This is a genomic window from Photobacterium damselae subsp. damselae, assembly GCF_038086725.1.
GTDB lineage: Bacteria > Pseudomonadota > Gammaproteobacteria > Enterobacterales > Vibrionaceae > Photobacterium > Photobacterium damselae.
On record NZ_CP146970.1, the window covers coordinates 1,227,307 to 1,252,655 of the forward strand.

General features: G+C 39.0%; 21 protein-coding genes. 9 read left to right on the forward strand and 12 right to left on the reverse strand.

The window, feature by feature from the left end:
• The first annotated feature begins 116 nt into the window (after positions 1-116).
• From WAX86_RS05570 to WAX86_RS05580, 3 genes are read left to right on the forward strand one after another with little or no spacing between them, the layout of a single operon-like run.
• On the forward strand, positions 117-1,235 hold the full coding sequence (locus WAX86_RS05570; RefSeq protein ID WP_341489242.1) for a hypothetical protein: 1,119 nt from the start codon (positions 117-119) through the stop codon (positions 1,233-1,235).
• Positions 1,235-1,714: a three component ABC system middle component gene (locus tag WAX86_RS05575; protein ID WP_341489243.1), complete on the forward strand. Its 480-nt coding sequence runs from the start codon at positions 1,235-1,237 to the stop codon at positions 1,712-1,714. The genes WAX86_RS05570 and WAX86_RS05575 overlap by 1 nt, the downstream gene beginning before the upstream one ends.
• Positions 1,711-3,663 (forward strand): DUF3732 domain-containing protein, encoded by a 1,953-nt coding sequence (locus WAX86_RS05580; RefSeq protein ID WP_341489244.1) that lies wholly within the window; start codon positions 1,711-1,713, stop codon positions 3,661-3,663. Before WAX86_RS05575 ends, WAX86_RS05580 begins: the two co-directional genes overlap by 4 nt.
• Positions 3,664-3,920: 257 nt before the next feature.
• On the opposite strand, the gene WAX86_RS05585 is transcribed toward WAX86_RS05580, so the two are convergent.
• On the reverse strand, positions 3,921-4,193 hold the full coding sequence (locus WAX86_RS05585; RefSeq protein WP_341489245.1) for a DUF1778 domain-containing protein: 273 nt from the start codon (positions 4,191-4,193) through the stop codon (positions 3,921-3,923).
• Positions 4,194-4,596: 403 nt separating this feature from the next.
• The gene (locus WAX86_RS05590; protein WP_341489246.1) at positions 4,597-5,427 is read right to left on the reverse strand and encodes an MBL fold metallo-hydrolase; all 831 of its coding nucleotides are present in this window, start codon (positions 5,425-5,427) and stop codon (positions 4,597-4,599) included.
• A 143-nt stretch (positions 5,428-5,570) separates the two neighbouring features.
• Here WAX86_RS05590 and WAX86_RS05595 point away from each other — a divergent pair, with 143 nt between their 5' ends.
• The gene (locus WAX86_RS05595) at positions 5,571-6,473 is read left to right on the forward strand and encodes a LysR family transcriptional regulator (RefSeq protein WP_341489247.1); all 903 of its coding nucleotides are present in this window, start codon (positions 5,571-5,573) and stop codon (positions 6,471-6,473) included.
• Between the two features lie 132 nt (positions 6,474-6,605).
• On the opposite strand, the gene WAX86_RS05600 is transcribed toward WAX86_RS05595, so the two are convergent.
• The 5 genes from WAX86_RS05600 to ebgR form a co-directional block, all read right to left on the reverse strand.
• Positions 6,606-8,033: an amino acid permease gene (locus WAX86_RS05600; protein WP_237029352.1), complete on the reverse strand. Its 1,428-nt coding sequence runs from the start codon at positions 8,031-8,033 to the stop codon at positions 6,606-6,608.
• Between the two features lie 159 nt (positions 8,034-8,192).
• Positions 8,193-9,635, reverse strand: coding sequence for an amino acid permease (locus WAX86_RS05605; RefSeq protein ID WP_065170293.1), 1,443 nt, complete (start codon positions 9,633-9,635; stop codon positions 8,193-8,195).
• 107 nt (positions 9,636-9,742) lie between these two features.
• Positions 9,743-10,195, reverse strand: a complete 453-nt coding sequence (locus WAX86_RS05610; RefSeq protein WP_341489248.1) for a beta-galactosidase subunit beta — start codon at positions 10,193-10,195, stop codon at positions 9,743-9,745.
• Positions 10,196-10,199: 4 nt separating this feature from the next.
• Positions 10,200-13,301, reverse strand: coding sequence for a beta-galactosidase subunit alpha (ebgA, locus tag WAX86_RS05615; protein ID WP_284668943.1), 3,102 nt, complete (start codon positions 13,299-13,301; stop codon positions 10,200-10,202).
• A gap of 309 nt (positions 13,302-13,610) precedes the next feature.
• Positions 13,611-14,597: a transcriptional regulator EbgR gene (ebgR, locus tag WAX86_RS05620; protein ID WP_238070434.1), complete on the reverse strand. Its 987-nt coding sequence runs from the start codon at positions 14,595-14,597 to the stop codon at positions 13,611-13,613.
• 336 nt (positions 14,598-14,933) lie between these two features.
• Between ebgR and WAX86_RS05625 the strand changes: the two genes are divergently transcribed.
• Complete coding sequence (locus WAX86_RS05625) at positions 14,934-15,266, forward strand: tRNA-binding protein (protein ID WP_005300034.1); 333 nt, start codon at positions 14,934-14,936, stop codon at positions 15,264-15,266.
• A gap of 104 nt (positions 15,267-15,370) precedes the next feature.
• Here WAX86_RS05625 and WAX86_RS05630 read toward each other — a convergent pair whose 3' ends face one another.
• Positions 15,371-16,996, reverse strand: coding sequence for a methyl-accepting chemotaxis protein (locus WAX86_RS05630; protein ID WP_044175285.1), 1,626 nt, complete (start codon positions 16,994-16,996; stop codon positions 15,371-15,373).
• Between the two features lie 423 nt (positions 16,997-17,419).
• Between WAX86_RS05630 and yiaY the strand changes: the two genes are divergently transcribed.
• Positions 17,420-18,568 (forward strand): L-threonine dehydrogenase, encoded by a 1,149-nt coding sequence (gene yiaY, locus WAX86_RS05635; protein WP_068968012.1) that lies wholly within the window; start codon positions 17,420-17,422, stop codon positions 18,566-18,568.
• 98 nt (positions 18,569-18,666) lie between these two features.
• Here yiaY and WAX86_RS05640 read toward each other — a convergent pair whose 3' ends face one another.
• The 4 genes from WAX86_RS05640 to cls form a co-directional block, all read right to left on the reverse strand.
• On the reverse strand, positions 18,667-18,864 hold the full coding sequence (locus tag WAX86_RS05640) for a hypothetical protein (RefSeq protein ID WP_138222307.1): 198 nt from the start codon (positions 18,862-18,864) through the stop codon (positions 18,667-18,669).
• A 51-nt stretch (positions 18,865-18,915) separates the two neighbouring features.
• On the reverse strand, positions 18,916-19,989 hold the full coding sequence (locus WAX86_RS05645; protein WP_341489249.1) for a GGDEF domain-containing protein: 1,074 nt from the start codon (positions 19,987-19,989) through the stop codon (positions 18,916-18,918).
• A 50-nt stretch (positions 19,990-20,039) separates the two neighbouring features.
• Entirely contained in the window at positions 20,040-20,531 is a 492-nt protein-coding gene (locus WAX86_RS05650) for a molybdopterin-dependent oxidoreductase (RefSeq protein ID WP_237029348.1), read from the reverse strand.
• Between the two features lie 188 nt (positions 20,532-20,719).
• Positions 20,720-22,183 carry a cardiolipin synthase gene (cls, locus tag WAX86_RS05655; protein ID WP_065170302.1) on the reverse strand — a complete coding sequence of 488 codons (1,464 nt, stop codon included), beginning with the start codon at positions 22,181-22,183 and terminating at the stop codon, positions 20,720-20,722.
• 512 nt (positions 22,184-22,695) lie between these two features.
• On the opposite strand from cls, the gene WAX86_RS05660 reads away from it, so the two are divergent.
• The 3 genes from WAX86_RS05660 to WAX86_RS05670 all read left to right on the forward strand — a co-directional run bounded on the left by WAX86_RS05660 (position 22,696) and on the right by WAX86_RS05670 (position 25,280).
• Complete coding sequence (locus WAX86_RS05660; RefSeq protein WP_341489250.1) at positions 22,696-24,030, forward strand: sodium-dependent transporter; 1,335 nt, start codon at positions 22,696-22,698, stop codon at positions 24,028-24,030.
• Positions 24,031-24,180: 150 nt separating this feature from the next.
• Entirely contained in the window at positions 24,181-24,864 is a 684-nt protein-coding gene (locus tag WAX86_RS05665) for a TIGR01621 family pseudouridine synthase (protein WP_065170304.1), read from the forward strand.
• A 209-nt stretch (positions 24,865-25,073) separates the two neighbouring features.
• A complete protein-coding gene (locus tag WAX86_RS05670; protein WP_080551731.1) occupies positions 25,074-25,280 on the forward strand; it encodes a hypothetical protein in 207 nt (68 codons plus the stop codon).
• The last annotated feature ends 69 nt before the right edge of the window (positions 25,281-25,349 follow it).

A 25,349-nucleotide genomic window follows, 5' to 3' on the forward strand; every position in this document is an offset into this window, starting at 1 on the left:
ATTTTATTTGCTTCGACTTGGTATGGTGGTGAAGTCGGTTGCGAGAACATTACGAGATTGGAGCTTTTCCTAGCTCGCGAAGTTAATGAAGAGTAAATCTAGGAGTAATCGACAGGATGACAAAAGGTTTTGCCAACAACGCTACACCAAAGTATTTAGGTTATGTTTACCAAGTCTTAATCGCCATTGAGAAGTGCTTTGATGCAAAACCCAATGAGACTATCTGGATAGAGTGCTTTGGGGATGTCTATGATGGTAAGACGTTCACAGAGGTAAAACACCACCTAGAAGAACATAACTTAGCTAGTAACTCAAAAGATTTCTGGAACACTTTGAAGAACTTGGTGGTTGAAGACTCATCTATGTTTGAGCAAATTGTATTACATACGACATCTTTCGTTTCCGAGAGCTCAATATTCCATAGTTGGAACACAAGAAGTGCCCATGAAAAACTCGACATCATAAAGGATCACGTACCATCATCTTCGATTAAGCCTCTCTATGACAAAATTTTTGAAGACGCATCGGATGCTGAGCTATTGAGCATATTGTCTAGATTTACAATTGAACAATCTCGAGAGCATGTAGAAGAGAAATGGAAGAGCTTATTGGAAGATCGTAAATTGAAGTGCGTGTTAGAGCCATACAGAGAAAGCATTTTCCATTGGATTTATTCATACGTTAATAAAATTGCAATCGTAGACCGCCGACATTGGAAAGTTAATATCAATGATTTTGATGACGCTTTTCAGTTTCAAGTTAACAGATGGAGTGGAGATAGCATTCCTTTTCCTGTAGACCGCACGGAGTATGACACGGAGCAGCAGCATGCTGACGGTTACTTATTTTTATTAGAATATAGAGATATAGGTTTGAAAGGCAGGGATAGAGGTGTTGCCCTCAATGATTACTTCAAAGCCAAAAACAGTGAAGAGAGCCTTGTAGATCTTAAACCAGACATTATGCCCGAAATTATTGATAACTATTTAGTAGATGCAGTAGAGAAAGCTACAGGCTATAAAAGACAATATGCTTATGAAATAGATTATGAAGATTTAGGCACATCTAAATCTAATAAGGCAGCTCGTGAGGCATTTTTTGAATTTCATAATAGTTCGGTGTTAGAAGTGCCTGAGGTAAGTGGCACGAAACCTTATTTCATGAGAGGTAAAGTACACGAGGCTATTAATAACACCTCTTATACTTGGAAATATAGTGAAGAGGATGTTGACTAATGAATCCCCAGGTTATTAGAGATTTGAAGTATTCTCCCTCTTTTATTGCTGAAATACTATATTCATTTATTGAAGGAGCTAGGCAAATTGATGAACGAGGCGCAAAGTTTGAGTTGATTTATCTTGTAGTTCCTTTTGTTATGGATGATGTTTTAAGAGTGAAGCTGAGTAGGTCTAATGCTCGTAGTACATTTCAAACTGCATTTCTAAAAGATGATGAAATTAAAGAAAGATTGTTTTTCATAAATGATAAAGTTCAATACTCAAAGTCTGTGACAAATTATGGGCTAATCTATCTCAGTTCAATTTGTGAAACTATAATTGATTCTTTTATTTTGAATGGAAGTACTTTAGAAAAATCATCAATAACAAATGACTATAAAAAAGAGTTTCTAAAGGCATCTCATAACTTAGGTATCATTTTTGCGAAAGAAGGATATGTTAATGTTCTTCTTAAATCCAGGGTCAAAAATTTATGAAAGCTTTTTTAAAAAATATAATTCTCATTGGTCATAACGGTGATTTGAAACGTCTTGGCTTTGATCGAGGGTTAAACATAATAACAGGTGACTCTAAAACAGGTAAAAGTGCTTTAATAGAGATAGTAGATTTTTGTTTATTTTCAAAGCGCTCTACAATCCCTGTGGGAAAAGTTACTGATTTCACAGATATTTACTGTTGTGTATTTGAACACAACAGTAAAAAGATAATCATTGGACGCTCAAATAATCAACCAACAAAGTGTTATTTTTCTGTTGAGTATTCGGCTGATTTCAATGTTGATGATGAAATTAACTCGAATTATTTTAAGTCCAAAAAAACTAGAACTAGACTAGAGGTTCAAAAGGACTTCGAAGAGCACTTAGGATTATCGGTTGAAGATACATCATTGCATGATGATGACGATTATAATCTTAATAAAGGGAAAGTCTCAATTAGGAATGCTACTTCATTATTTTTTCAGCATCAAAATTTAATAGCTAATAAACATAGTTTATTTTATAGGTTTGATAACTTCATTAAAAGCAGAACGGTAATTGATCAGTTTCCTATATTTATGGGCTGGGTTGATAGCAGATACTATAGATTGAAGAAAAGATCTGAAGATTTAGAAAAACAAATAAAAAAGATAGAGACAGAAGAAAAGAAAGCTCTGCTAGGTATTCAAGAAAAAAGAGAAAAGTTGCTTATACCAATTAGGCAGTATTATAGAGTTTTAAATCTTAAATTTTTGGATGAAGATGCATCACTGGAAAAGCTAAAAAATTTAGCGAGAAACCTGCCTTCTGTACCATTGAATGTAGAGCAAAATGTTGATTTCAATAAGCAGATCAATGCCTTAGAGAAAGCAAAAGATAAAGAGCTAACATCTTTATATGAATGTAATCAATTGATAACTCTTATTAAGGAAAACGAGGAGGAGTCAATAGATTACTCTAACTCGATGGCACGCCTTGTAGAAGTATCGCAAGATGGGTCTATATCCAAAAACAGTGTTAGTTGCCCGCTATGTAGTGCACCAGTAACTAGTGTTGTTTCTAAAGTGGAAGAGGTTAAGCGTTCTAGAGCGTTACTTCTTGATGAACTGTCCCGAATCGGTAGTTACAAACAGGACAGTTCTAAGTCTCTTAACTCATTACTTTTAAAGCGAGATAAGCAAAAGCAGGTTGTAGCTAATATAGAGAATGAAATTAGGCAATTAAGAAAATTATTTAGAGTTAAAAATAATCTAGATATAAGGGACTCACTAAATAATATTCGTGGAAGAATAGAGAACACCTTAGAGTTCTTTATTGAAGGGCAAAAGTTTGAAAAAGCTAACCACGATCTTTCAGCTATGAAAGATGAGTTAGAAACCTGTATCGGACTGATTCGAGGCTATGGTCTTGAACGTAAATTTTCTGAAGCTAATACACTTATCAATGAGACAATGAATGAGCTTAAAAAAGACTTAGATTTTGAAGATGATTTACGAAATGGTGAAATGAAATTCAAAACAGAAGATTTTACATTCGCTTATTACTTTAAAAATCAAGAAATACTACTATCAGAAATGGGCAGCGGTGCAAACTGGTTGGCTTGTCATCTAGCGGTTTTATTGGCAATTTTAAAACTAACGTCAAGCTCAAACTCTGTAATTCCAGCAATGTTATTTCTAGACCAACCTAGTCAGGTATATTTTCCAAAAGTAACAAGAAGATTTTCTTCTAATAATAAACAAGAGTTATTAGGTGAAGAAGAAGTTGATGAGAATATTAAACAAGTAATAAATATATTCAAGGTTTTTGAACGTTTCTTAAATGAACTTGAAAGAGATCCAAAAATTGGATTTAAACCACAAATTATAGTTTTAGAACATGCAGATGAACCAGAGTTTGAACAATATGTTAGATATAGATGGTCTTCGAATGGTCAAAAGCTGATATGATTTTACCAAGGTCAAACAGCAATGTTTGGCCTTAATATTAACTGCTAATGATATCTATGAAATAAAGGCTAACAATGATCGGGGTCAGATCTTTCTTTTTGTCCTAGCAAAATTTATCTGAGAGTCCGATATTCACCAGAAATCGTAATACGGAATTGTCCAAAAATCATTTAGCCTGAGACGCTTGAACACACTCTCATGTCAGTTATTGACCAATTTTTCTATGTGCTTAGCTTTATCGAGAAGTACCGTATTCATCATTGAGTTTTTTCCCCATATCGTTTAGCGGCCGCTTTGAGTTTTGAATTTTGTATTGCAGGGCGGTCTAAAGCGTTCATCAATAACGTAGCATCAACTTGGCTCAGTTTTAAAGTTTGTTCATGCTCGATAACTTTTTTCGCTTTTTCAATTGCAGCACATATAACAAACGAGTTAATACTCGACATGCCAGATATCGCAGTAGCTTTTGTCAGTAAATCTTGTGTTTCAATATCAACTCTAGCGGTAATGCGATGTAAGGTCGTCGGCATAATATTATCTCTGGTTGTGTCAAAATCTCATATCAGCATTTTGGTCTAAAAGTGTGCAATAAGCAAAAAAGCCCAGTCACTTATTCACTCTCCATGAGTTTATAAGATAACTGGGCTTTATTATTTCAAGATTCACGTCGTAAAACGATTACACTTTAGCTTCTTTTAGTACTTGCTTTGCCGCTAACTTTTTTGTTTAGCTTCAAAGCGAGAAATCCACCACCAAGACGCGCGCACAGGACCCCCGTGTTCATTAAGCTCAGTCGTTTTTCACTGTAAACACCTTTTGGAATTTAAATCCCTATCTCTCCGCCATACTTAGAAAAGCCGCTGATTTTATGCTCAGCGGCTTTTTGCTTTTATCTTAATTATTAATTGCTATATCATGAGCAAATAAACAACTCTATCCATGAACATGATTGTTAACACTATGAATAAGAAGAAAATCTTCTTGAGCAAATCCTGGAAACTCTGCAATCATTGCATCAATAGCGTTTTGTGGGGTGGTTGCTGATTGCGTGATATCTAAAAACTTTTGTAAATAGTTAATCATATTTGATACTAAAGTCTGATCTCCACTCTGACCATGTCCCGGATAAAATGTCCAATCACTAATATTGTTTTGCATTAAAATTTCTTCCAGAATTGCAATCCAGTGATGTATCTCTTTGCGATCAACACCAGGCCCACACCAAGCATGAACTTTGTTAAATAACAGATCATAAGCTAAGAAAATATTTTGCTCTGGTATTGTCATTGTTGTCATATGTCCACACTCATTTCCAGGATAATCTGCTTTTAAATGAATATGATGTTTAGATAATGGAAGTGAAATAGTAGGGCTTTCTATTACTGTAATTAAGTTATTGTAATCAAAACCATTAGGATTCGTTTCTGATTTCACTTTCATCTGTGGTTCATTGTCTAGCCAACCAATAGATTCCATCCATTGTGAAAACTCAATCAAATCATTTTTTATCTCTTGTGTTGCCACTTTAATTTCAACATTAGGAAATCTACGATGTAAAACACTTAATCCCATGTAATGATCAGCATGACCATGGGTAATAAATATCATATTGAGCTTTTGATTTTTTTGCTCTAAATGGTCGGCTAATTTTTCTGCTTCTTCACTATTTCGTAGGCAGTCAACAACTAGCATATTTTCGCCATCAGATAAAATATAGCTATTTACATTAGCTTCGGTACCTTGATATAGCTCGACTGAGATCATTTATATTCCCCTTGTTTATTATAATATTTAATATAATTTAAAAAACATATTGAAGCTAAGAGCTTTAATTTAGGTTATGTTTTTTGACTCGGTAATACAATAAGCATAAAGTAAGTTCACTGTTTACTAAATGATGCTAATTAATGAATTTAATATACTTACAAACGTTTTTAGCTGTTGCAGAAAAGAAAAGTTTTACTTTAGCGGCAAAAGAATTAGGTGTTTCTAAAGGCTTGGTTTCTCGTCATATTAAAAATTTAGAGGATTCTTGTAATGCAAAGTTATTCTATCGAACCACTCGATCTATTCAATTAACTGAAATCGGAGAAGAGTTACATATAAAAGCAAAAGAAATACAGGCTATAGCCGTTGAGGCAAAGACTCGTGTCCGAGATATGACGCAAGAATTAAGTGGCTCCTTGAAAGTCACAGCTCCTTTTGAACTAGGAGCAATGTTATGCCGTCATGTTATTCCTAGTTATAAGAAATCCTATCCTGAAATTAGCTTAGAATTAAACTTTGGACCTACAGCGAAAAAAATTGAGATAGGTGACTTTGATATTGCACTTAGAGCATATAATGAGTTACCGAATGATGTTGTAGCAAAGGAGCTTGGATTTATTAGAAATGTGCTGGTATGTAGCTATAATTATGCGAAAAATAATAAACATATCAATATAAACAACTTAGAAAAATATAATTTTATTTTAAATGGACAAAACTCAAAATGGAATGAACTTCAGTTGTTCTCAAAAATAAACAATATAAATGATATTAAACAAGTAGAAGGAAATGTTTCCGCAAATACTTATCATTCATTACTTGAATTAGCTTTACAAGATCTAGGAATAGTTAGCGTTCCTTATTATCAGGTTAAAGAGCTTATTGATAGTAATAAAATTGTTCATTTACTTCCAGAGTGGTCAATTAAAACACATAAATTATATTTGGTTTATGCTCAAAGACGAGTAATACCCAAAAAGATGTCACTATTTAATAGCGCAGTTACAGAATGGTTAAGTACGGATAACCAATACTTGCTATGATAAATTTCAAATCATGAGTATATGTTATCATTTTTACATTTATTAAATATATAAGCCCAGTCACTTATTCACTCTCCATGAGTTCATAAGATAACTGGGCTTTATCATTTCAAGATTCGCGCCGTAAAACGATTACGCTTTAGCTTCTTTTAGTACTTGCTTTGCCGCTAACTTTTTTTGTTTAGCTTCAAAGCGAGAAATCCACCACCAAGCAAGACCAGAGAATACCGCAGTCATAAATACGTTGATAAAGAATGCACGAACTAGGTCAACACCAGCTGGGAAAGCAGAGGCTGTCATACTTACCACAAAGATAGCGATAAGAACCGATACCATAGCCATACCAAACTTCTGTGAACCCATGCGGAAATCACGTGGTGTATCATCGTGTTTCCAACGGAAGACAAAGTACGCCACCATGATAAAGATAGGTGGAAGCATTGCAGTACCCGCAGTTAGGTTGATAGCTTGGTTCATCATATCTTGTACAGATTCAGAGCCAAAACCGTTCACAATTAGCATCACGAAAACGAAAGCAAATTGCCACCAAGCCGCGCGCACAGGAACTCCGTGTTCATTAAGCTCAGTCGTTTTTTCGCCGTAAACACCTTTTGGAATTTCAGAGAAGTGGATTTTTACAGGCGCTGCTGTCCACATCATCATCGAACCAAACATCGCGATAAAGAGTACGATACCTACAAAGCGACCAACTAGAGACTCAGAAATACCAAAGTATTGCGCCATACCAGTGAAAATCTCAACCATACCGCCAGAGTAGGTTAGAGCATCGCGAGCCACAAAAACGTTAACCAGCAGTGAACCTAGAGCGTACATACCACCGATTAATAGACCAGCAACAATGATCACCTTAATGAAAGATTTATGACCGCCTTTTACATCGTTTAAGTAAGCCGCTGCTGTTTCTGCGCCACCAGCTGCTTGGAAAATCCAACACATAATACCCAGAGTTGCCCAGTTAACGGTTGGCTCCATCGCTTCTAATGTAATTGGTTGAGCAGGAGTATGATCGCCACCTAACGCCAGTAGGGCACCGAAAACATAAATCGCAAACAGTGCAAATACACCATAAGCAACGATTTCAGAGATCTTACCTAACCATGATGCACCCTTAGTTGAAATATGAGTAGCTACAGCAAACAGCACCATAGAGATAACAGAGGTTACCATAGGTGAGAAGGCATACTCATAACCTAGCATCGCATAAGAGGCATAAGCAATAACGTTAGGGAGCAGTGAAACAAACCAGAACAAGTTAACGAACCAGTAGAGGAATGAGCCCAAGTAGGCTGCTTTTGTGCCCAAAGGTTGTTTTAACCAGTCATACATCCCCGATTCTGAGTTTTTATTAGCCGAAACAAATTCAGCAATAATAAACACAAACGGAATAAAATAGACCACGGTTGCTAATAAGAAAATAGGGGCTGAGCTTAGTCCCAGTTCGATATTGTTGTTTACGATGTTGCGGACGTTAAATACCGCAGCAAAAGTCATCGACAGTAAGGCAAATTTGCCAATCGTGCCGCGCATTGAGTCAGACATGGTGGTACTCCATTTATTGCATCTGCCAGATTTAAAACATTATTGGTTTTGTTATATTCAAGTTCCCTTAGCTCGATCCCAGAACGATAAAGAAATTTGGATATCGCAAAACGGCAAAGAAGCAGAGAGAACATCAAGCTCTCTCTGCAAGTTAGTGGATTATGCGTTTTCGGTTAGCAACTCCGCTGGTGGTGCTTCTTGTTGACGCTCTTCATGATTAAGTGTTTTTTCATATTGACCGTACTTCCACCAAGCAAAGCCTAAGAAAATCACGATGCCGCCAACGTTATAGAACACAATGGTCATAATATCGGCACCCGTTGGGAAGGTTGATGCTAGGAAGCCAACCGTGAAGATAGCAATCAGAATCGATACAACAACGATACCTGTGCGACGAGAGCCCATCTTAAAGTCGCGCTCAACATGGTCTAGTTTCACTCGTAAGTTTAGGTATGCCAGCATGATAAATAGCGGTGGAAGCATAGAAGCTGCCGCAGTCATATTGATAACCGTGTTCATCAGATCTTGTGCGGTATTTGAACCAAGAGCTGGGATAACCATAAGAGGAAGAACGATTAGGTATTGAATCCATGCTGCGCGAGCTGGAACGCCATTTTCGTTAAGTTCAACTGTCTTCTTACCAAAGATGCCTGCTGGAATTTCAGAGAAGAAAATCTTAACTGGTGTTGCTGTCCACATTAGTAGAGAGCCGAACATTGCTGTGAAGGAAACCAGACCTACAAAGCGGTTCATCATAATTTCAGGTAGACCGAAGTAACGAGCTAGACCTTCAAATACTTGAACAGAGCCACCTGTAAACTTCAATTCGCTGCTTGATACGAATACGTTGATAAGTACAGAGCCAACTGAGTAAAGCACACCGATAAACAGACCTGCTACGATGATCACTTTAACGAAAGACTTAGAGCCACCTTTGACGTCGTTTACGTAAACGGCAACCGATTCTGCACCGCCTGCAGCCATAAAGATCCAGGTTGTAATGCCAAGGAATGCCCAGCTAAATTCAGGGATCATTGCATCAACAGTGATTGGGTCTGCTGGTTGTACACCACCTAGTAGTGCCGCACCTGATAGCAAGATGTATGACATAGTCAGAAGCAGCATCAGTGATGATGTCACCGAGGTGATTGGACCTAACATTTTTGCTCCGTTAGTTGAAACGTACGTAGCAAAAGCAAATAGGATCATACTCAGTGCTGTGGTTGTAAATGGCGTTAAGATGTACTCATAACCTAAGAAGGCGTATGAGGCATAAGCAATAACGCGTGGCAGCAATGAGGTGAAGAAAAAGAGGTTAACAAACCAGTAAGTATAGGCAGAAATGAAAGCCCAACGACCACCTAACGAACTTTTTACCCATGCATAAACGCCGGCTTCAGAGTCTTTATTTAGGGATACAAATTCAGCAATAATCAAACAGAAAGGAATAAAATAAAAAATGGTCGCCAAGAAGAACATTGGAGCCGAAGATAGGCCGATCTCAATGTTATTGTTGATGATATTGTTAAAGCTAAATACAGCGGCAAAAGTTAGGGAGAGTAGCCCGAACTTGCCTATGGTATTACGTTTGGTATCAGACATCTTTTTATTCTCCGAAGAGTCACGTTATATGTAGGTGTAGGTTTTATGAAGGACTTACAGCCGTAACTGCAGTCCTTCTTTTTTATTTATTGCAATGTCTTACGTGGTTATTTATTTAAGAAGTAACCGTCTTCTATTGTCACTTTCAGCACCACTTTGCGAACGCGGTTATCGCCACAAAAACGGTAGGCTTCATCGTTTTCAAAAATAATGACTTGGCCTTCAGTCAATTCACGAGTTTCACCTTGACCTTGTAGATATTCGCGGTCAGTTTCATCTCGGTATGCTTGAGTGAGTGTTAGTTGATCTTTTTTCGCAAATTCAACGGTTTCACGACCTTCTAAGTAGTAATGAACATCGAAGTAACGACGGTGACCAACAAAGTTTTCTGTCTCTTTTGCGGTGCCATCTTCTACCATGTACACCAGTGAATCGCCGATAGAGTGCATGACGCCATCTTTGATATTGCTGATGTTATTGATAGCTTCTACGCAGCGATTCCATTTACGACCGTTGCGATATACCGATTTAAATTGCTCTAAGTTATCAAGTACGATCATGGGGTTACGCCTCGTTTACAGATGTTTGAGTTGATGCTTGAGTAAAAAATGCATCGCCAAAGTTATGAGCTGCCATTGCCTGTGCACTGCAATCACCTGCTTGAAGTGGCATTAACGTTAAGCCGTAGCAGAAGGTATCCATGTACACTCGGTATGAGTCAAGCACTTCACTACCCCAAGAGTTTGAGCCCAGACCCATCACTTGGTGATCAAGGTTCAACGTGATGTAACCGCTCTTCTCTAGCTCGATAGTGTGCTGTGCAGCATGAAGATTTTCATTGGTGCAGAACCAAGCACTGAAGTTGATATCTTGCTGAGGTTTTACCAATAAACCCGTACCGTGACGGTTAGTAAGAGCTGCCCAACGAACATGCTGACGGTTACCGTTATTTTGCGGGAACGGATAGTTCACAAACATATCGGCAACGTTAGTCTGGTATACGTCGATCATGTTGGCTTGTTGGCTATCTTGGTAGTTCTCTTCTGGGCCTCGACCGTAGTATTTCACCTGGTCAAAATCACCATTGATGCCAAGATCCAATCCGATCACTGGGATCACATGTGGATAATCGCCGTAACGTTCACCACGAAGCTCGATATTTAACTGACCTTCAGCATTGATTTGGTAGCAGTAGTGACAGCGCATACCAAAATCAAACACTGGTGGGGCAATAATGCTGGTGGTATTGATAACCACTTTGCCATCTAAGGTTTCAACGTTTAGGGTACGGAAGTGCTCCTGCATGATCTGAAGGTGAGCAGGCTGCCACAGACCTTCGTACTCTTGCTTATGGTTATCAATCATTGGCTTGAAGAAGTTCAATCGTGGTTCTGATTGAATAAGCTCTTCACCATTGATTAACCATGACGTCAATTTGCCGTTTACTTTAGAGAAAGTGAGCGCAAAGTTATGGCCTGTGATGGTGTAATCAAGACGACTCTCTGCAACGTTAAGCTCGGTTGCATTGTGGTTAACAAATACCGGTGCTGTTGCTGTATTCTCTTTTAGCTGGAACTGATACACCGCAATATCGTGGTTTGCTGCGCTGTATAGAGTGCGGCTGTCTTTGCGAACAGTGAAGTTTACAAAAGTCTCGCGCTCATCCAGTTCTGGTAGAGCTAACGTGATCTCACGAGCTGAGTTTGCCGCTAGGTCTTCAACTTTAAACTGTACGGTACGTAGCGTTTCGCCTTCAGCACGAACATCAGCAGTAATGGTGTAGTCATTAAGATCGCTAAACCACAGTTTGTTTTCGATGGTAAAACGGTTATTTGAGCCATCTACTGCACGGATCTTAACTGGAGCAATTACTTGCTTATATTCTTTTAGACCAGGGCCAGGTGTTTGGTCTGGGAAGATCAAGCCGTCCATACAGAAGTTGTAGTTGTTTGGATAGTCGCCGTAGTCACCACCGTATTTGTAGAACTCTTCGCCGTTCTCATCACGCGCTAGAATTCCGTGGTCACACCATTCCCATACATAGTGACCTTGAATATGATCGTGTGCATAAAACACATTTTGATACTCAGTCAGACCACCAGGACCGTTACCCATAGCATGGGCGTATTCACAGATAATACGAGGCTTCTCGTGTGGGTGTTCGCCAAAGTAATTCATTAATTGAGCGCGTGAGTACATGGTCGAGATAACATCAACGACTTCTGCATCACGGTCTTCTTCATAGTGAACTAAGCGTGTGTCATCAATAGCTTTGGTTGCCGCATACATAGAGCGGATATTACAGCCATAGCCAGATTCGTTACCTAGTGACCACATGATGATCGATGGGTGGTTCTTCTGTGCGTGAACATGACGCTCTGCACGATCAACAAATACGGCTTCCCACGCTGCGTCGTTCGTAATACGGCTTAGATCGCCAACGTTAGCAAAACCATGAGTCTCAACGTCAGTCTCTGCCATGACAAACAGGCCATAAATATCACATAACTCATAGAAACGAGGATCGTTAGGGTAGTGCGCAGTACGTACTGAGTTGATGTTGTGCTGCTTCATCAAAATCAGATCTTTTTCAACGCGATCCATACCCACAGCACGACCTTTAAGATGATCGTTATCGTGGCGGTTTACACCGTGTAGCATGACGTATTGGTTATTGATGTAGAACAGGCCATCACGAACTTTAATATCACGGAAACCAACACGTTGTGGAATCACTTCAAGGATTTGACCTTGGCTATTTTTAAGAGTGATAAACAACTGATACAGATATGGATTTTCTGCATTCCACTGCTGTGGGTTGTTCATATCAATGGCAAACTGTACTTGACGGTTAGCATCAATATCATCGATAGAACAGCTACCTTGAGCCACTTCTACGCCGTTATCTTGTAAGCTGTACTCTAACTGATAACCGGTTGCTACTGCATGGGTTAGGTTCTCAAGTTCAACAGAGCAAGACAGTGTGGCACTTTGGTAATCGTCAGCAAAATCTGTACGAACAGTGAAATCTTGTACGTGAACCGCTTCTTTACCAACTAGGTAAACATCACGGAAGATACCCGCAGTCCACCACATGTCCTGATCTTCAATATAGGTTGAGTCAGCCCACTGCATAACACGAACAGAAAGTAGGTTCTCACCCTGTTGAACATAAGCTGAGATATCAAATTCTGCTGTTAGGCGGCTGCCTTTGCTAAAGCCAACGTATTGACCATTAACATACAGCTCAAAATAGGTTTCAACACCATCAAATTTAATGATGGTTTGTTTGTCGTTCCACTGCTCACCTAAAGTAAAGGTACGTTGGTATGCGCCTGTTGGGTTATCAGTTGGAACAAAAGGAACATCGATTGGGAAAGGGAAGCCTTCATCTGTGTACTGAAGATCGCCATGACCTTCCATCTGCCACATGTTTGGCACTGTGATGTGACCCCAATCGGTCATTTTTTGTGAATAGAATTCTTCTGGTACTAACAAAGGGTTAGTGAAAAAGTTAAAAGTCCATTGACCGCTTAGGAGCATAAAACGGTTGCTGAGCTCGCGTTGGAATGATTTTGCGCTCTGAACTGAGTCGTATGAGAAAAAGTAAGCACGTGGTGCCATGCGGTTCTCATGTAGGTGAAGGAAGTTTTCCCAGTTGTTCACGTTTGTTCTCCCCTCGGCTTATTGGTGTGTCACCGTGCCGACGTACTATGAATAAAAACTTGATGTGTTATCTGAGGATAGATATTAGTAAAACTTTTACTAAAATAAACTAGTGAAAACGTTTTACTTTAACTTGGTCACGTTTTAAACGGGGGAACAATTTCAAGATGTGATCGTGGTAGAATTCTATTTGAAGTGAAAAAAACGTAGGAGATAAAACTCAGCGTTGTGGATTAATAAAGAAAAAGCACTGAAGAGTTTCAGTGCTTTATAAAATAAGGGAAAGTTTTTAAATTCTTTACTTATTAACTACTTAGTTGTTCCTCGTAGTTTGAGTTTACTCGGTACAAAGACTTGTAATGGCAGTGCTCGACCATCGCGATATTTTTCAACTAATAGATTAACACCTTGGATTCCCATCATTTCTGAGTGAATACGCACTGTCGATAGAGGAGGGAAGGTAAAACGTGCTGTGGGAATATCGTTTACACTGATCAAGGCAATATCATCAGGGATCGTGAGTTTGAACTCATGAATGGCGCGTAAAACACCAATGGCAATAGAGTCAGAAGCAATAAAGAGAGCTTTTGGGTAATTGCCTTTTTCCAGCATATCTTTTGCTAAGTTGTAGCCTGACTGACTAGAAAAATCTCCTCGATAGATATCTTGCTCTGAGACCACACCTTTTAAGTTACCATATTCAACAAAAGCATTTTCACGGATATCGGGTGTATTAGGTTCATCATGTCCACCGATAAAGCCGATACGTTCGTACCCTTGTTCAACAAAGAAATCGATGATCTGTTTACTGATTCGAACAAGATCGATATCAACACAATCATAGCCACTATTATTATCGGTAAAATCGATATAACAGATATGATCACTAAGACGTTTAGGTATTTTTTTGATGATGGAACCGTGCATGCGACCAACGAGAAGAACGCCAGTAACTTTGTTTAAGTCGACGTCTATTTCGCTGTTATAACAATTGGTTAAGGTAACACCTAATTTATCACATTGGGTTTCAACGCCGTGGCGAATGGAAAGATAATAGGGATCATTGACCTCCGCTTCTTGTTTGTAGTTATACAGAGCAAGAAAATGGTGGTTAATCTTTTTATCTAGGGGGGATTTTTTTGCACTACTGGTTCGATATTCGAGCTTTTCTGCAATCTCAAAAATTCGGTGTTTAGTCTCTTCTTTAACACTTAAGGTTGGATCATCATTGAGCACGCGAGATACGGTTGCCAATGATACTCCAGCCTCTGTAGCGATATCTTTTAAAGTCGCCATGTTCTATTTCCCACTGGCAAAGTTCATAATTTCAAAATGTTAGCAGATATTGTAAACGCCAATCTATGTGCGAAACAAATTTTTAGTAAAACTTTGAGATCAGTGTTGGAAGTTAGCAACAAAGCTGATAATAAACTGTAAACAGAATGATGGTCTGAATAGCTGGAATAAGGGGGATAGACGAGTCTAAGTAACACACTATGCGCATAATCTATGTAGCTAAGACATGGCACACTATTAAGACATAAACTTGTTGTGTGAAATGAGATCTGGCGCACTTGTGTTTCTAATTCGCTACGCTTAACCTTTTAGTAAAATTTTACTAAGGTGATTATTGTGGAAACTATAGCGTATTCAGATTTTGCAAAACTTGATATTCGTGTGGGTAAAATCATTGAAGTTAAACGACATGATAATGCAGATAAGCTTTATATTGTGCAGATTGATGTTGGTGAAAAAACACTGCAAACGGTAACAAGCCTTGTTCCTTATTACACAGAAGAGGAACTCATGGGTAAACAAGTTGTGGTGTTGTGTAATCTGGCAAAAGCGAAAATGCGTGGTGAGACTTCTGAGTGTATGCTGCTGTGTGCTGAAACAGAAGATGAATCCGAAAGTGTGCTGCTAACACCTGAACGTTTAATGCCAGCTGGAGTTAAGATCGTTTAATTTGGCCCATCGTCATTACTAGTTATTAGCCATTATTTTAAAGGCCGCTAGATAAGCAATCATCTAGCGGCCTTTTAATATCTAAAGCTTTTGTCTTTTATGATTTAGCTTTTGACCTTAAATTTATGAGCCCAAGTTTCCAGTTCATTAGCTAGAGTTGATAGCTTTTGAGTACTGTTATTGCTCTCATTAACCGCATGGTTTAGCTGATTGCTATTATCTTCAATCAGATGGATACGGTGCGCAATATCATTACTAACTTGAGTTTGCTCTGCAGCAGCCGTTGCGATTTGTTGACTCATGGCTGAAATAGATTCAAGTGCAATGACTATCTGCTCTAACGCCACTGCCGCTGATTGGGATTCATCTTCGGTTTTACGACTGGTTTCTGCGCACATTCCCATAGTTTCAATTGCATTGCGAGAGCCATTTTGCAGATTAGTGATCATCTGCTGAATTTCAATGGTGCTATCTTTAGTGCGACCTGCCAGGTTACGAACTTCATCGGCAACCACGGCAAAACCACGGCCTTGTTCACCCGCACGAGCCGCTTCAATGGCCGCATTAAGAGCCAGTAGATTTGTTTGCTCTGCAATGCCACCAATCACATCTAAGATCTTGACGATATTATTGACATCTTGATCCAGATCTTCAACGGCTTTACTCGCCATACCAAGTTGAGTTGCTAAGCCTTGAACATTTTCAACCGTGGCATAAAGAGTGTGTTGAGTCTGTTTACTTTGGCTATCTGCTTCATCGGTATAACGTGCTGTGTCGCTGGCTGAATCAGAGACATTTTGTGCAGATGAAACCATTTCGGTGACCGCCGTTGCTATCATAGAGGTGGATTGCTGCTGTTCATTGGTGAGCTGATTAATGCCATCGGAGAAAGTTTCAACATCAGCCAACTCTTTACGCAGCCCAGAGATAGACTGCTCTAGGTTATTGACCAATTGTGCTAAAGAGAGACTCATATTTTGCACCGCATGGTAAATGCTGCCTTGTGGAGCACTTTCAGCAAAATATGTCTGAATTTCACCATTTGCCACCGCTTGAACTGCGGCGCAAACTTCGACAGGTTCACCGCCAACTAAAGCAATAATACGACGTACCGAGAAGATTAAGAGAGCAAGGATACTGCCTGCAATGGCTAGACATAGGAGTAACTGAAACTGCGCTGTTGACCAGAAGCGGGCATTAACTTCATTAAACCCAATACCTGTACCGACAACCCAACCCCAAACGGGTGTTTTTTCTGCAATAGACAGTTTCTCTTCTACAGAGCCATCGGGTTGGCGCTGATCCCAAGTGTACTCAATTAACTGACCAGTACGTCCTGCCAATTTCTGTTGGATCAATTGACCAACGCTATCCCCATCACTGGTTTTAAAATCGTTAAAACTGGTGCCATGAAGTTGAGGGTCAAGAGGTGCCGCAATAAAAATCATATTATTGTCAGCAACATAAACATATTCATTATCTTTATAGATGTTATTACGCAGCATACGAGTTGCCATTTCTTTGGCCGTTGTTTCTGGTAATACGCCATCCTGAACCATTTTTTCAATTTCGGTCAGCATGTTATAGGTCGAGGTGAAAATCTCAGTAACGCGCGACTTATTATCTAAATTACTGGCTACGCGAAGCGTCCATAATCCAGTAGCCGTGAGTGCTAAAAAGCCCACTAATGTAATGAGGGCTAAGACGTAAGCTTGTGTTTTTAATTTCATAGCAGTGCTTGTTATGTGATGAGCGATAACTTAATTCACGGCATGAAATAAAAAAACTTAAGTCGGCTGAATCAATAATGCGACAGGCTTCTCATTTTTTAATATCAGTAAAAAACGGTAAATTAGATGGTTTTATGAACAAATTTTGCTTGGTAAATAACACTATGTTTCTGGTGGGAAACAATAATAAATAAAAAATATGAATAATAGTGATCTAATTCATATTTCCATTTCAAATTCGTCAATCTTTTTTCATAACTTGTTTGAGATCAATTTGATGCACATTCACTTGGTGGTACAACTATGTGCGTTTGGAATAATTACAAAAAAAGAAAACCCATTAACCTCTGCTCTTTATCGCCTCTTATCGCTAAGGTTTAGAAAGTTTAGGTAATGAGTTTTTGAAAAATAAGGAAATATATTATGGCTAGTGCATTTTTTATCCCTACAGTAAACTACATGGGTGCCGATTGTTTAACGGATGCAGCTGATGCTATTAAAGCACACGGTTTTAAGAAAGCCTTAATCGTTACTGATAAAATTCTTAGTCAAATTGGTATGGTGAAGCAAGTTGCTGATCTTTTGGCTGAGCGTGGCGTTGAATCTGTTGTTTTTGATGGTACACAACCAAACCCAACTATTGGCAATGTAGAAGCAGGTCTTGCGCTACTGAAAGACAACCAATGTGATTTTGTTATCTCTCTAGGTGGCGGTTCTCCACACGACTGTGCAAAAGGTATTGCACTGGTTGCGGCTAATGGTGGTCAAATTGCTGACTACGAAGGTGTTGACCGTTCTGAAAAACCTCAGATGCCACTGATTGCGATTAATACAACTGCGGGTACTGCATCTGAAATGACTCGTTTTTGCATTATTACAGACGAAGCGCGTCACATTAAGATGGCGATTGTAGATAAACACACTACGCCACTTATGTCTGTTAACGATCCTAAGCTTATGTTGGCTAAGCCTGCTTCATTAACTGCTGCAACAGGTATGGACGCACTGACTCACGCTATCGAAGCGTACGTATCTATTGCTGCTACACCAGTAACAGATGCTGTTGCTATTAAAGCCATTGAGTTAATTCAAGAGAATCTTCGTACAGCCGTTAAAGATGGTCAAAACCTGCATGCTCGTGAACAAATGGCCTATGCTCAGTTTATGGCTGGTATGGCATTTAACAACGCATCATTAGGTTATGTACACGCAATGGCACACCAACTAGGTGGCTTCTATGATTTACCTCATGGCGTATGTAACGCTATTTTATTGCCACATGTTCAACGTTATAACGCACAAGTTAGCGCTGATCGACTACGTGATGTGGCAAAAGCGATGGGCGTAAATGTCGAAGGTATGACAGCAGAGCAGGGTGCTGAAGCTGCGATTGAAGCGATTGTTACTCTTGCAAAAGATGTCGGTATCCCAGCAGGTATTAAAGAATTGGGCGCAAAAGCAGAAGATGTAGCAATTCTTGCTGATAACGCTCTAAAAGATGCTTGTGGTTTTACTAACCCTAAACAAGCAACACATGAAGAGATCTGTGAAATCTTCATGGCAGCAATGTAAGACGACTTTACCTAATGAAATCCATTAATACTTAAGTCATTTTGCATATTGAAATGACTTGGGTAGATAGGTAAAGAAAATTAAAGCGATACTGTTGATTAGTATCGCTTTTTTATTTGAAGTAATTCATCATAAAGCAAATCGAACTGATCTTGGTAATGAGCTAACTCTGAATACAATGCATCCAATTTTTCTGTGTGCTCATCGGTAATGGCATAACGTATTTGTTGTAGTATATGATTAAGTTGTGCTCTTTTCTGATCTAATCGTTGCTCTATATCCATTTGTCTACTCACATCGTCACCTGATATAACAAGATTTAGTTGATATATCTCTTATTAATGCAATTACTGCTCCATTTTGTGAGGTGACGAGATATTTTTTGTTTGGCCATTCTGCTCTGTTGCAAAAAAGATATTATTTTTCCCCTTTTGCTTTGCTTCATACATCGCAAAATCTGCTTGTTGCAATAAGTCATAAATTGTATTGCTTTGCTGCGGATAATCACTAACACCAACACTTCCTGCAATATGACAAAACCCGTGCTGATATTGGACAGGTTTACTTATACAGTTAATAATCTGTTGATTTAAGTATTTATTATTATCTGATTGAGTTGAAATAAGACAAAACTCATCGCCACCCATTCTGGCAACAAAACAATGCTTATTTACTAATTGTTGTAATCGTTTAGCAACCGTTTTCAATACGATATCGCCGACTTGATGCCCTAACGAATCATTAATTTTTTTAAAGCCATCAAGGTCAATTAAATAAAATCGAAACGGTTGCTTTTTCTTTGTCATGGTTGTCAATTGCTGATTGAGCCATAACCGGTTATTGATTTCGGTTAATGCGTCTTGCATTGCTAATTTATGATGATAGAGACTCTCGTAATAGAGTAAAACAATGACAAATAAACACAGCATAAAAGTAATCACAAGCAGTGCCTGAAAATGACTTTGCAGAGCATTAATTTCATCTAATTGTTTATCAATCGTTCCATCATGCAGTTGCAACGTTTGGCTAAAAGTCTTTTGTAGCCGCTCAAAATCATTTTTTAATGCACGTGTCAATTGAGTTGGGTTATCAATATGATCTGGTGTGATCCGTGAATCGACACTTTGTAGAAAGCTAAAATGGTGCTCTAATTCATGAAGTAAAGCTGCTAGATTATTATGGTAATTAATTTTACTGTTACTGAGTATCGCACTATATCGACTCCACAAAACTTCATATTGCAGGGCGATTTGTTGGCTGTCTATTTGGTTTAATTCTAATTTTTGGAGCAAATAAATAATCTCGCCGTACTCTTTATTTAGTTCAAGAATGTACCAAATAGCTTCATTTTGCTGACGAGATATATTTTCAGAAGTAAGTTTGAAATGATTTGCGCTGATAAAAATGGCAAAAACTAACACAGTAATTATGCCATACAATAATCGCTTAAAATTTATGACAAAATGTCCCATTATTTTTCAACCTGTATCGTTTTTATCTGCCATATCATACGAGCGTGATATTTTGGCGTGTTGAGTTCTGGATACTTAGACATGGGGTAAATTAACCAATAAGGGCCATAATTTCGAATTTTTAATGGCTTTTGGTTTTGGGTAATAGCAATAATTGGGTCGTAGCGATAAATGTCTAAATAGGGAATCGTAACGGTATAGTCGTTGAGAGCCGTTAAATGAATTTGACGACCAAAGAGTCGGTAATGGTTTAAGATATCTTTCAACCTTGCCCCGGAGAAGGTTGCAAAGTGATTTACCCAGGGTAATCTGGTTGTAATTTCATAAGTCGGAAAATTGGCTGTAATATCATCAGGATTGAGTTCGACAGCAATAAAATTTTGTTTATCTGTTTGGCCTTTAATGACCAAAGATGGTATCAGAGCATCAGCGTAGATTGTTGAAGTAAACCATATAGTTAATAAGCCTATACAGACTGAGACTATGTTCATCTATACCAATCCTTTGCTACTGCTTCTTTATATACAATTAGCTCAAAAAATTGACATGTCAAATTTTTGTCTAATTTGTACAGAATGATAGGCGAATTATGATAATTTGCTGAATATAATAAAAAAGAATAGAAAAAACCCTAAGCTACTTTGTGCATAGCTTAGGGTGAATGATTTGGCTCAGTTATTTAAAGTAAAGGGCTGAACATATAGAAAAACTGTTCGATAAGTTTATGGGTCATAGGACGCCGTTCCCATTCCTTACGATCAATTTGTTCTGAGTCGGCAATATATTGTTGCTGTAACCAACTCAACTGTTTGGTGAACTCTAAATTATCAACCGCCATAGTGACTTCAAAATTAAGCCATAAACTGCGCATATCAAGGTTTACTGTACCGATCAGACAGTGTGTATCATCAATTACTACAGATTTAGTATGGAGCAGACCACCATGGAAACGGTGGATTCTCACCCCCGAGTCAAGCAGTTCATTAAAGAAAGAGCGACTTGCCCATTCAACCATAGTGGAATCATTTTTATTAGGAATTACGATATGAACGGCAATTCCTCGTTCCGCCGCACCTTTTAATGCATGGAGCAGGTGTTCACTTGGCACAAAATAAGGCGTGGTAATAACCACACTCTCTTTGGCTTGATAGATACTCAGTAGTAGCACTTGATGGATAATATCATCGGGCATACCAGGACCTGATGGAATAACCTGAACGGTATCTACTTCATGGTTTGGTATCTGAGGTGGTATTGCACAAACCGGTAAAGGAGGGAGGTGACGTTCCCCTGTTTCTACTTCCCAATCCCAAGACTGAATACAGTTAAGTAAAGGTACCGTCGGCCCGGTAATTCGAACCATAACATCGACCCATTGACCGACCCCGGCATCTTGTTTGAAAAAGGCAGGATCAACCAAGTTCATTGAACCGGTATAAGCAACGAGATTATCGATAACCACAATTTTACGATGCAAACGCAAATCTAAGCGTCGGAAGAACATTCGAAATGGCGAAACAGCTAAGGCTTCGACCACATCGATTCCTGAATTACGCATCAGCTTTGGCCAGTGAGAACGGAAAAATCGCATACTACCGGCAGAATCAAGTAGCAGTTTTACTTTGACGCCACGTTTGGCTGCTTGAACCATAGCAACTGCAACTTCATCTGCCATGCCTCCTGGATTCCAGATGTAAAACTCCATGTGAATTGCATGCTCAGCATGATTAATATCATCAATAATAGAGCGCAATATGGTCTGCGGTGAGTTTTGCAATGATAGAGAGTTTTCCGTTAAGCCTGGAATACCCAAACGGTTTTCACACAGATCAGAAATGGGGCGTGCGTTACTACTCATGTTCTGAGGCTGGTGGCCTGGACAATCATTGAGACGCTGGAACCATTCGGCAAAAGGGTCGAGCATTTCTTTGGCACGCTCTGCTCGTTTACTGCCAAGGTTGAGCTCACCAAATAAAATGTAAGCGAAGACACCACCAATTGGGATGATGTAAATGATCATTAGCCATGCTAGAGCGACACCAACTGCACGACGTTTAAAAATTACACGTACAGTTACACCAGCAATGATGAGCCAATAGAGGAAAACGCCAAGCCAAGCGAGTATTTGATAAAATTGTTCCATGTATTTGACTTAACTAAATAGAGTTTAAAAATATATAAAAAACGTTAACAAAAAAGAATCATAACGTATTTAGTGAGTGAGATGGGGCGGTCGTTCTCTTTTGTTTACATGAGTATGTAAAATTGTGAACAAGCCTAAGGTTTATCTACTTTTCTCTAATATTCAGCTTGTTATTCACGGTTTTACTATAGTGTTTTTTTCTAAAAAGGAATCTAAATATTGCTTATTAGGATAAGAAATCACGACCTAAGTCAGTATTAATTGATAGTTTATGAAAATTAAGCCGCCTTAATTATGGCTATCACTTATGGTTTAAACGTAGAGTCTAGATGGCAATGGTTTTTGTTGACAAAAGGTTAAAAAATGGTTGTTATTATAATGTTTTACAATGTAGCAGCAAAGTTTATTCTTTATTGCAATCTTTGGCTATCACATCATGTTGAATTCTTTCTGTCACAATTGTAATTAAATCTTTACATTAACAATAACGAACGACAAGGAAGCGTAACGTTATGGCAGGACAATCTCGTGCTCAATTTAGCTCCCGTCTAGGATTTATCTTAGCCGCTGCAGGTTCCGCAGTTGGGTTAGGTAATATTTGGGGGTTTCCAACTCAAGCAGCCAGTAATGGTGGAGCTGTATTTCTCTTAGTTTATTTAGTGATGGTTTTTGCTCTGGCTTACCCTTTATTAGTCGCAGAGCTCACTATTGGCCGTTATGGTCACGCCAATCCGATTAAGTCCATTCGAGCTATCTGGCCTAAACAACCTGTGATTGCTGCTGTTCTCGGTATTGCTGGGATGGTTGCGGTATCCATGATTCTTAGTTTCTACGCCATCGTTGCTGGATGGTTATTTGGGTATCTTGTGGGGCCAATAGCCAATTATGTTGGGTTCACCAGTGTCGGTGATTGGCTAGAGAACTTCAGTACATCTCGTAATTTAGTGTTGATGATACTTTTTATGTTGCTGACTATTTTAGTTGTACGAAATGGTGTTGCTGATGGCATTGAACGTTGGTCGACTCGTTTAATGCCTGTGCTGTTTGTCTTATTTTTGCTGTTGGTTGGGTATATATTTACTCAACATGGCGCAATGGAAGGGCTTAAGATGTATCTGGTTCCCGATATGTCTCACTTTAGTTCCGATCTGGTAGTGAGTGCGATGGGACAGGCATTTTTCTCATTGTCATTAGGTGTTTGTTCTATGATGGTGTATGGCTCTTATCTGAAAAAAGAGGTGAATCTGCCAAAAACTGCCGCCCAAGTTGCTTTGTTAGATACATCGGTTGCCTTTGTGGCTGGACTTCTTATTTTGCCCGCGATGTTTGTTGCATCAAATAATGGTGTCGAAATCTACAATGATGCCGGTGAATTATTAAGTTCCGATACATTGGTTTTTAGCGTGCTGCCGGCAATGTTCGATACCATGGGTACAGTCGGTTTTATTGTTGGTATATTATTTTTTGTCTTAATGGTTATTGCGGCGCTAACATCATCAATTTCTATGCTTGAAGTCCCTGTTTCTTGTGCCACAGAGGAGCTTAAACAAGACCGTCATATTGCAGTATGGTGGATAGGCGGTTTAATTACCTTATTCTCCGCGATTATTGTGTTTAATTTTGGTGACTTGTTTGGTTTGGTTATTGCGCTGACTACGGAATACGCACAACCGATTCTAGGGATGCTGTTTGCTCTGCTTGTAGGATGGGTCTGGAAACGCGACCAAGTTTTGCAAGAGATTAAATCCGGTTACCCAGACCTAGAACACAGCCTATTTTGGAAAATCTGGCCATGGTATGTTCGGGTCGTCTGCCCATTATTGATGTTGTGGGTCTTTTTTGCCTAATTAAATAATAAGGTCATTATCTGATGACCTTATTTTTTATTTTCCGCTTAAGGGAGTATATACTCCGCCTCCTGTATTCTTATACTAACTTGCGCCATTGATAGGTCGAGTTTGTTGGTGCGAGTTAGTTTTATCACATTGAGAAAGCCCATGTTTACTTTAGTCCATGAACATCCTGACTTTATTCTTATCCATAAACATCCAGGAGTGAGTGTTCATAAAGACGATAATGACCAACCTCTGTTGGCGGCGGTTGCGGCACAAACCGGTGATGAGAAACTCTATTTGATCCATCGTTTGGATAAAATGACATCAGGACTATTGTTACTTGGACGAAATAAAGAGGCGGCGGCTGAACTTTCAGGCAATTTTGCTAACCGTGTGGTTGAAAAATTCTATGTGGCGATCGGTTCTAAAAAGCCTAAGAAAAAACAAGGTGTTGTTATTGGTGATATGACCCGTTCTCGCCGCAGTAGCTGGAAATTAGAAAGCAGTAAACACAATCCAGCGATTACACAATTTTTTTCTACCGCAGCAGGTAATGGGCGTCGACTGTTTCTTTGTAAACCGCATACAGGAAAAACGCATCAGATCCGTGTTGCGCTTAAAAGTGTGGGGTCTGGCATTACTGGCGATGATATTTACGGTAATGAGGCGGCAGATCGTGGCTATCTTCATGCGTATGCGTTGAGTTTTCCTTATCAAGGTGAGCAGTATCGTTTCCTTTGTGCGCCAACTTTTGGTCAATTATGGCAAGAGCCTGATACGGTGGCAGGTCTGGAACAATGGCAACAACCTTGGCTATTAGATTGGCCTAAAATAGGTTCTAAATAGATTTGTTCCTATTTGAATTGAATCTGTGATTGCAATCTACCTTCTACCTTTTGTGCTGCCTTCTGTGATTATTGGGATATATATGCATAAATTTGCCTGAATTGCTGATAATTCGGGCAAAAAAATCGATTGTTTGCGGATCGATTCGCATCTATATCAAGAGTTGCGTATACTAGCCGCCTAGGATTTCACCCTAGATGAGGATTACCATGCGCCATACCCGTAGTGCTGCATTTCGTATGCGATTAAAGAAGAAAAAGAGTGTAACTCGATTTTGGGGACTGGCATCACATCGACGTAATCGACTGAAAATAAAATCTCATCTTAAACGCCGCCGCCAAATCCGTATTACCGCTGAATACGTCCTCCTTGCTGATTCCCGCAAAAATGAACCCGAATTAAAACTTGTCGCTTAATAGTTAAAGCATTTGCTATCTAAAGTCTCCTAAGGTTACTTAGGTATATCAATATTGCCTATTTTCTGT

Excerpts from the sequence above, each read along its gene's own strand:
- WAX86_RS05650 (WP_237029348.1), bottom strand. The coding sequence starts at position 20,531 with ATGAACATAGTCTCAGTCTGTATAGGCTTATTAACTATATGGTTTACT.
- WAX86_RS05660 (WP_341489250.1), top strand. The coding sequence starts at position 22,696 with ATGGCAGGACAATCTCGTGCTCAATTTAGCTCCCGTCTAGGATTTATC.
- WAX86_RS05595 (WP_341489247.1), top strand. The coding sequence starts at position 5,571 with ATGAATTTAATATACTTACAAACGTTTTTAGCTGTTGCAGAAAAGAAA.
- WAX86_RS05585 (WP_341489245.1), bottom strand. The coding sequence starts at position 4,193 with ATGCCGACGACCTTACATCGCATTACCGCTAGAGTTGATATTGAAACA.
- WAX86_RS05575 (WP_341489243.1), top strand. The coding sequence starts at position 1,235 with ATGAATCCCCAGGTTATTAGAGATTTGAAGTATTCTCCCTCTTTTATT.
- yiaY (WP_068968012.1), top strand. The coding sequence starts at position 17,420 with ATGGCTAGTGCATTTTTTATCCCTACAGTAAACTACATGGGTGCCGAT.
- WAX86_RS05580 (WP_341489244.1), top strand. The coding sequence starts at position 1,711 with ATGAAAGCTTTTTTAAAAAATATAATTCTCATTGGTCATAACGGTGAT.
- WAX86_RS05600 (WP_237029352.1), bottom strand. The coding sequence starts at position 8,033 with ATGTCTGACTCAATGCGCGGCACGATTGGCAAATTTGCCTTACTGTCG.
- WAX86_RS05605 (WP_065170293.1), bottom strand. The coding sequence starts at position 9,635 with ATGTCTGATACCAAACGTAATACCATAGGCAAGTTCGGGCTACTCTCC.
- ebgR (WP_238070434.1), bottom strand. The coding sequence starts at position 14,597 with ATGGCGACTTTAAAAGATATCGCTACAGAGGCTGGAGTATCATTGGCA.
- WAX86_RS05590 (WP_341489246.1), bottom strand. The coding sequence starts at position 5,427 with ATGATCTCAGTCGAGCTATATCAAGGTACCGAAGCTAATGTAAATAGC.
- WAX86_RS05630 (WP_044175285.1), bottom strand. The coding sequence starts at position 16,996 with ATGAAATTAAAAACACAAGCTTACGTCTTAGCCCTCATTACATTAGTG.
- WAX86_RS05570 (WP_341489242.1), top strand. The coding sequence starts at position 117 with ATGACAAAAGGTTTTGCCAACAACGCTACACCAAAGTATTTAGGTTAT.
- WAX86_RS05665 (WP_065170304.1), top strand. The coding sequence starts at position 24,181 with ATGTTTACTTTAGTCCATGAACATCCTGACTTTATTCTTATCCATAAA.
- WAX86_RS05610 (WP_341489248.1), bottom strand. The coding sequence starts at position 10,195 with ATGATCGTACTTGATAACTTAGAGCAATTTAAATCGGTATATCGCAAC.
- cls (WP_065170302.1), bottom strand. The coding sequence starts at position 22,183 with ATGGAACAATTTTATCAAATACTCGCTTGGCTTGGCGTTTTCCTCTAT.
- WAX86_RS05670 (WP_080551731.1), top strand. The coding sequence starts at position 25,074 with ATGCGCCATACCCGTAGTGCTGCATTTCGTATGCGATTAAAGAAGAAA.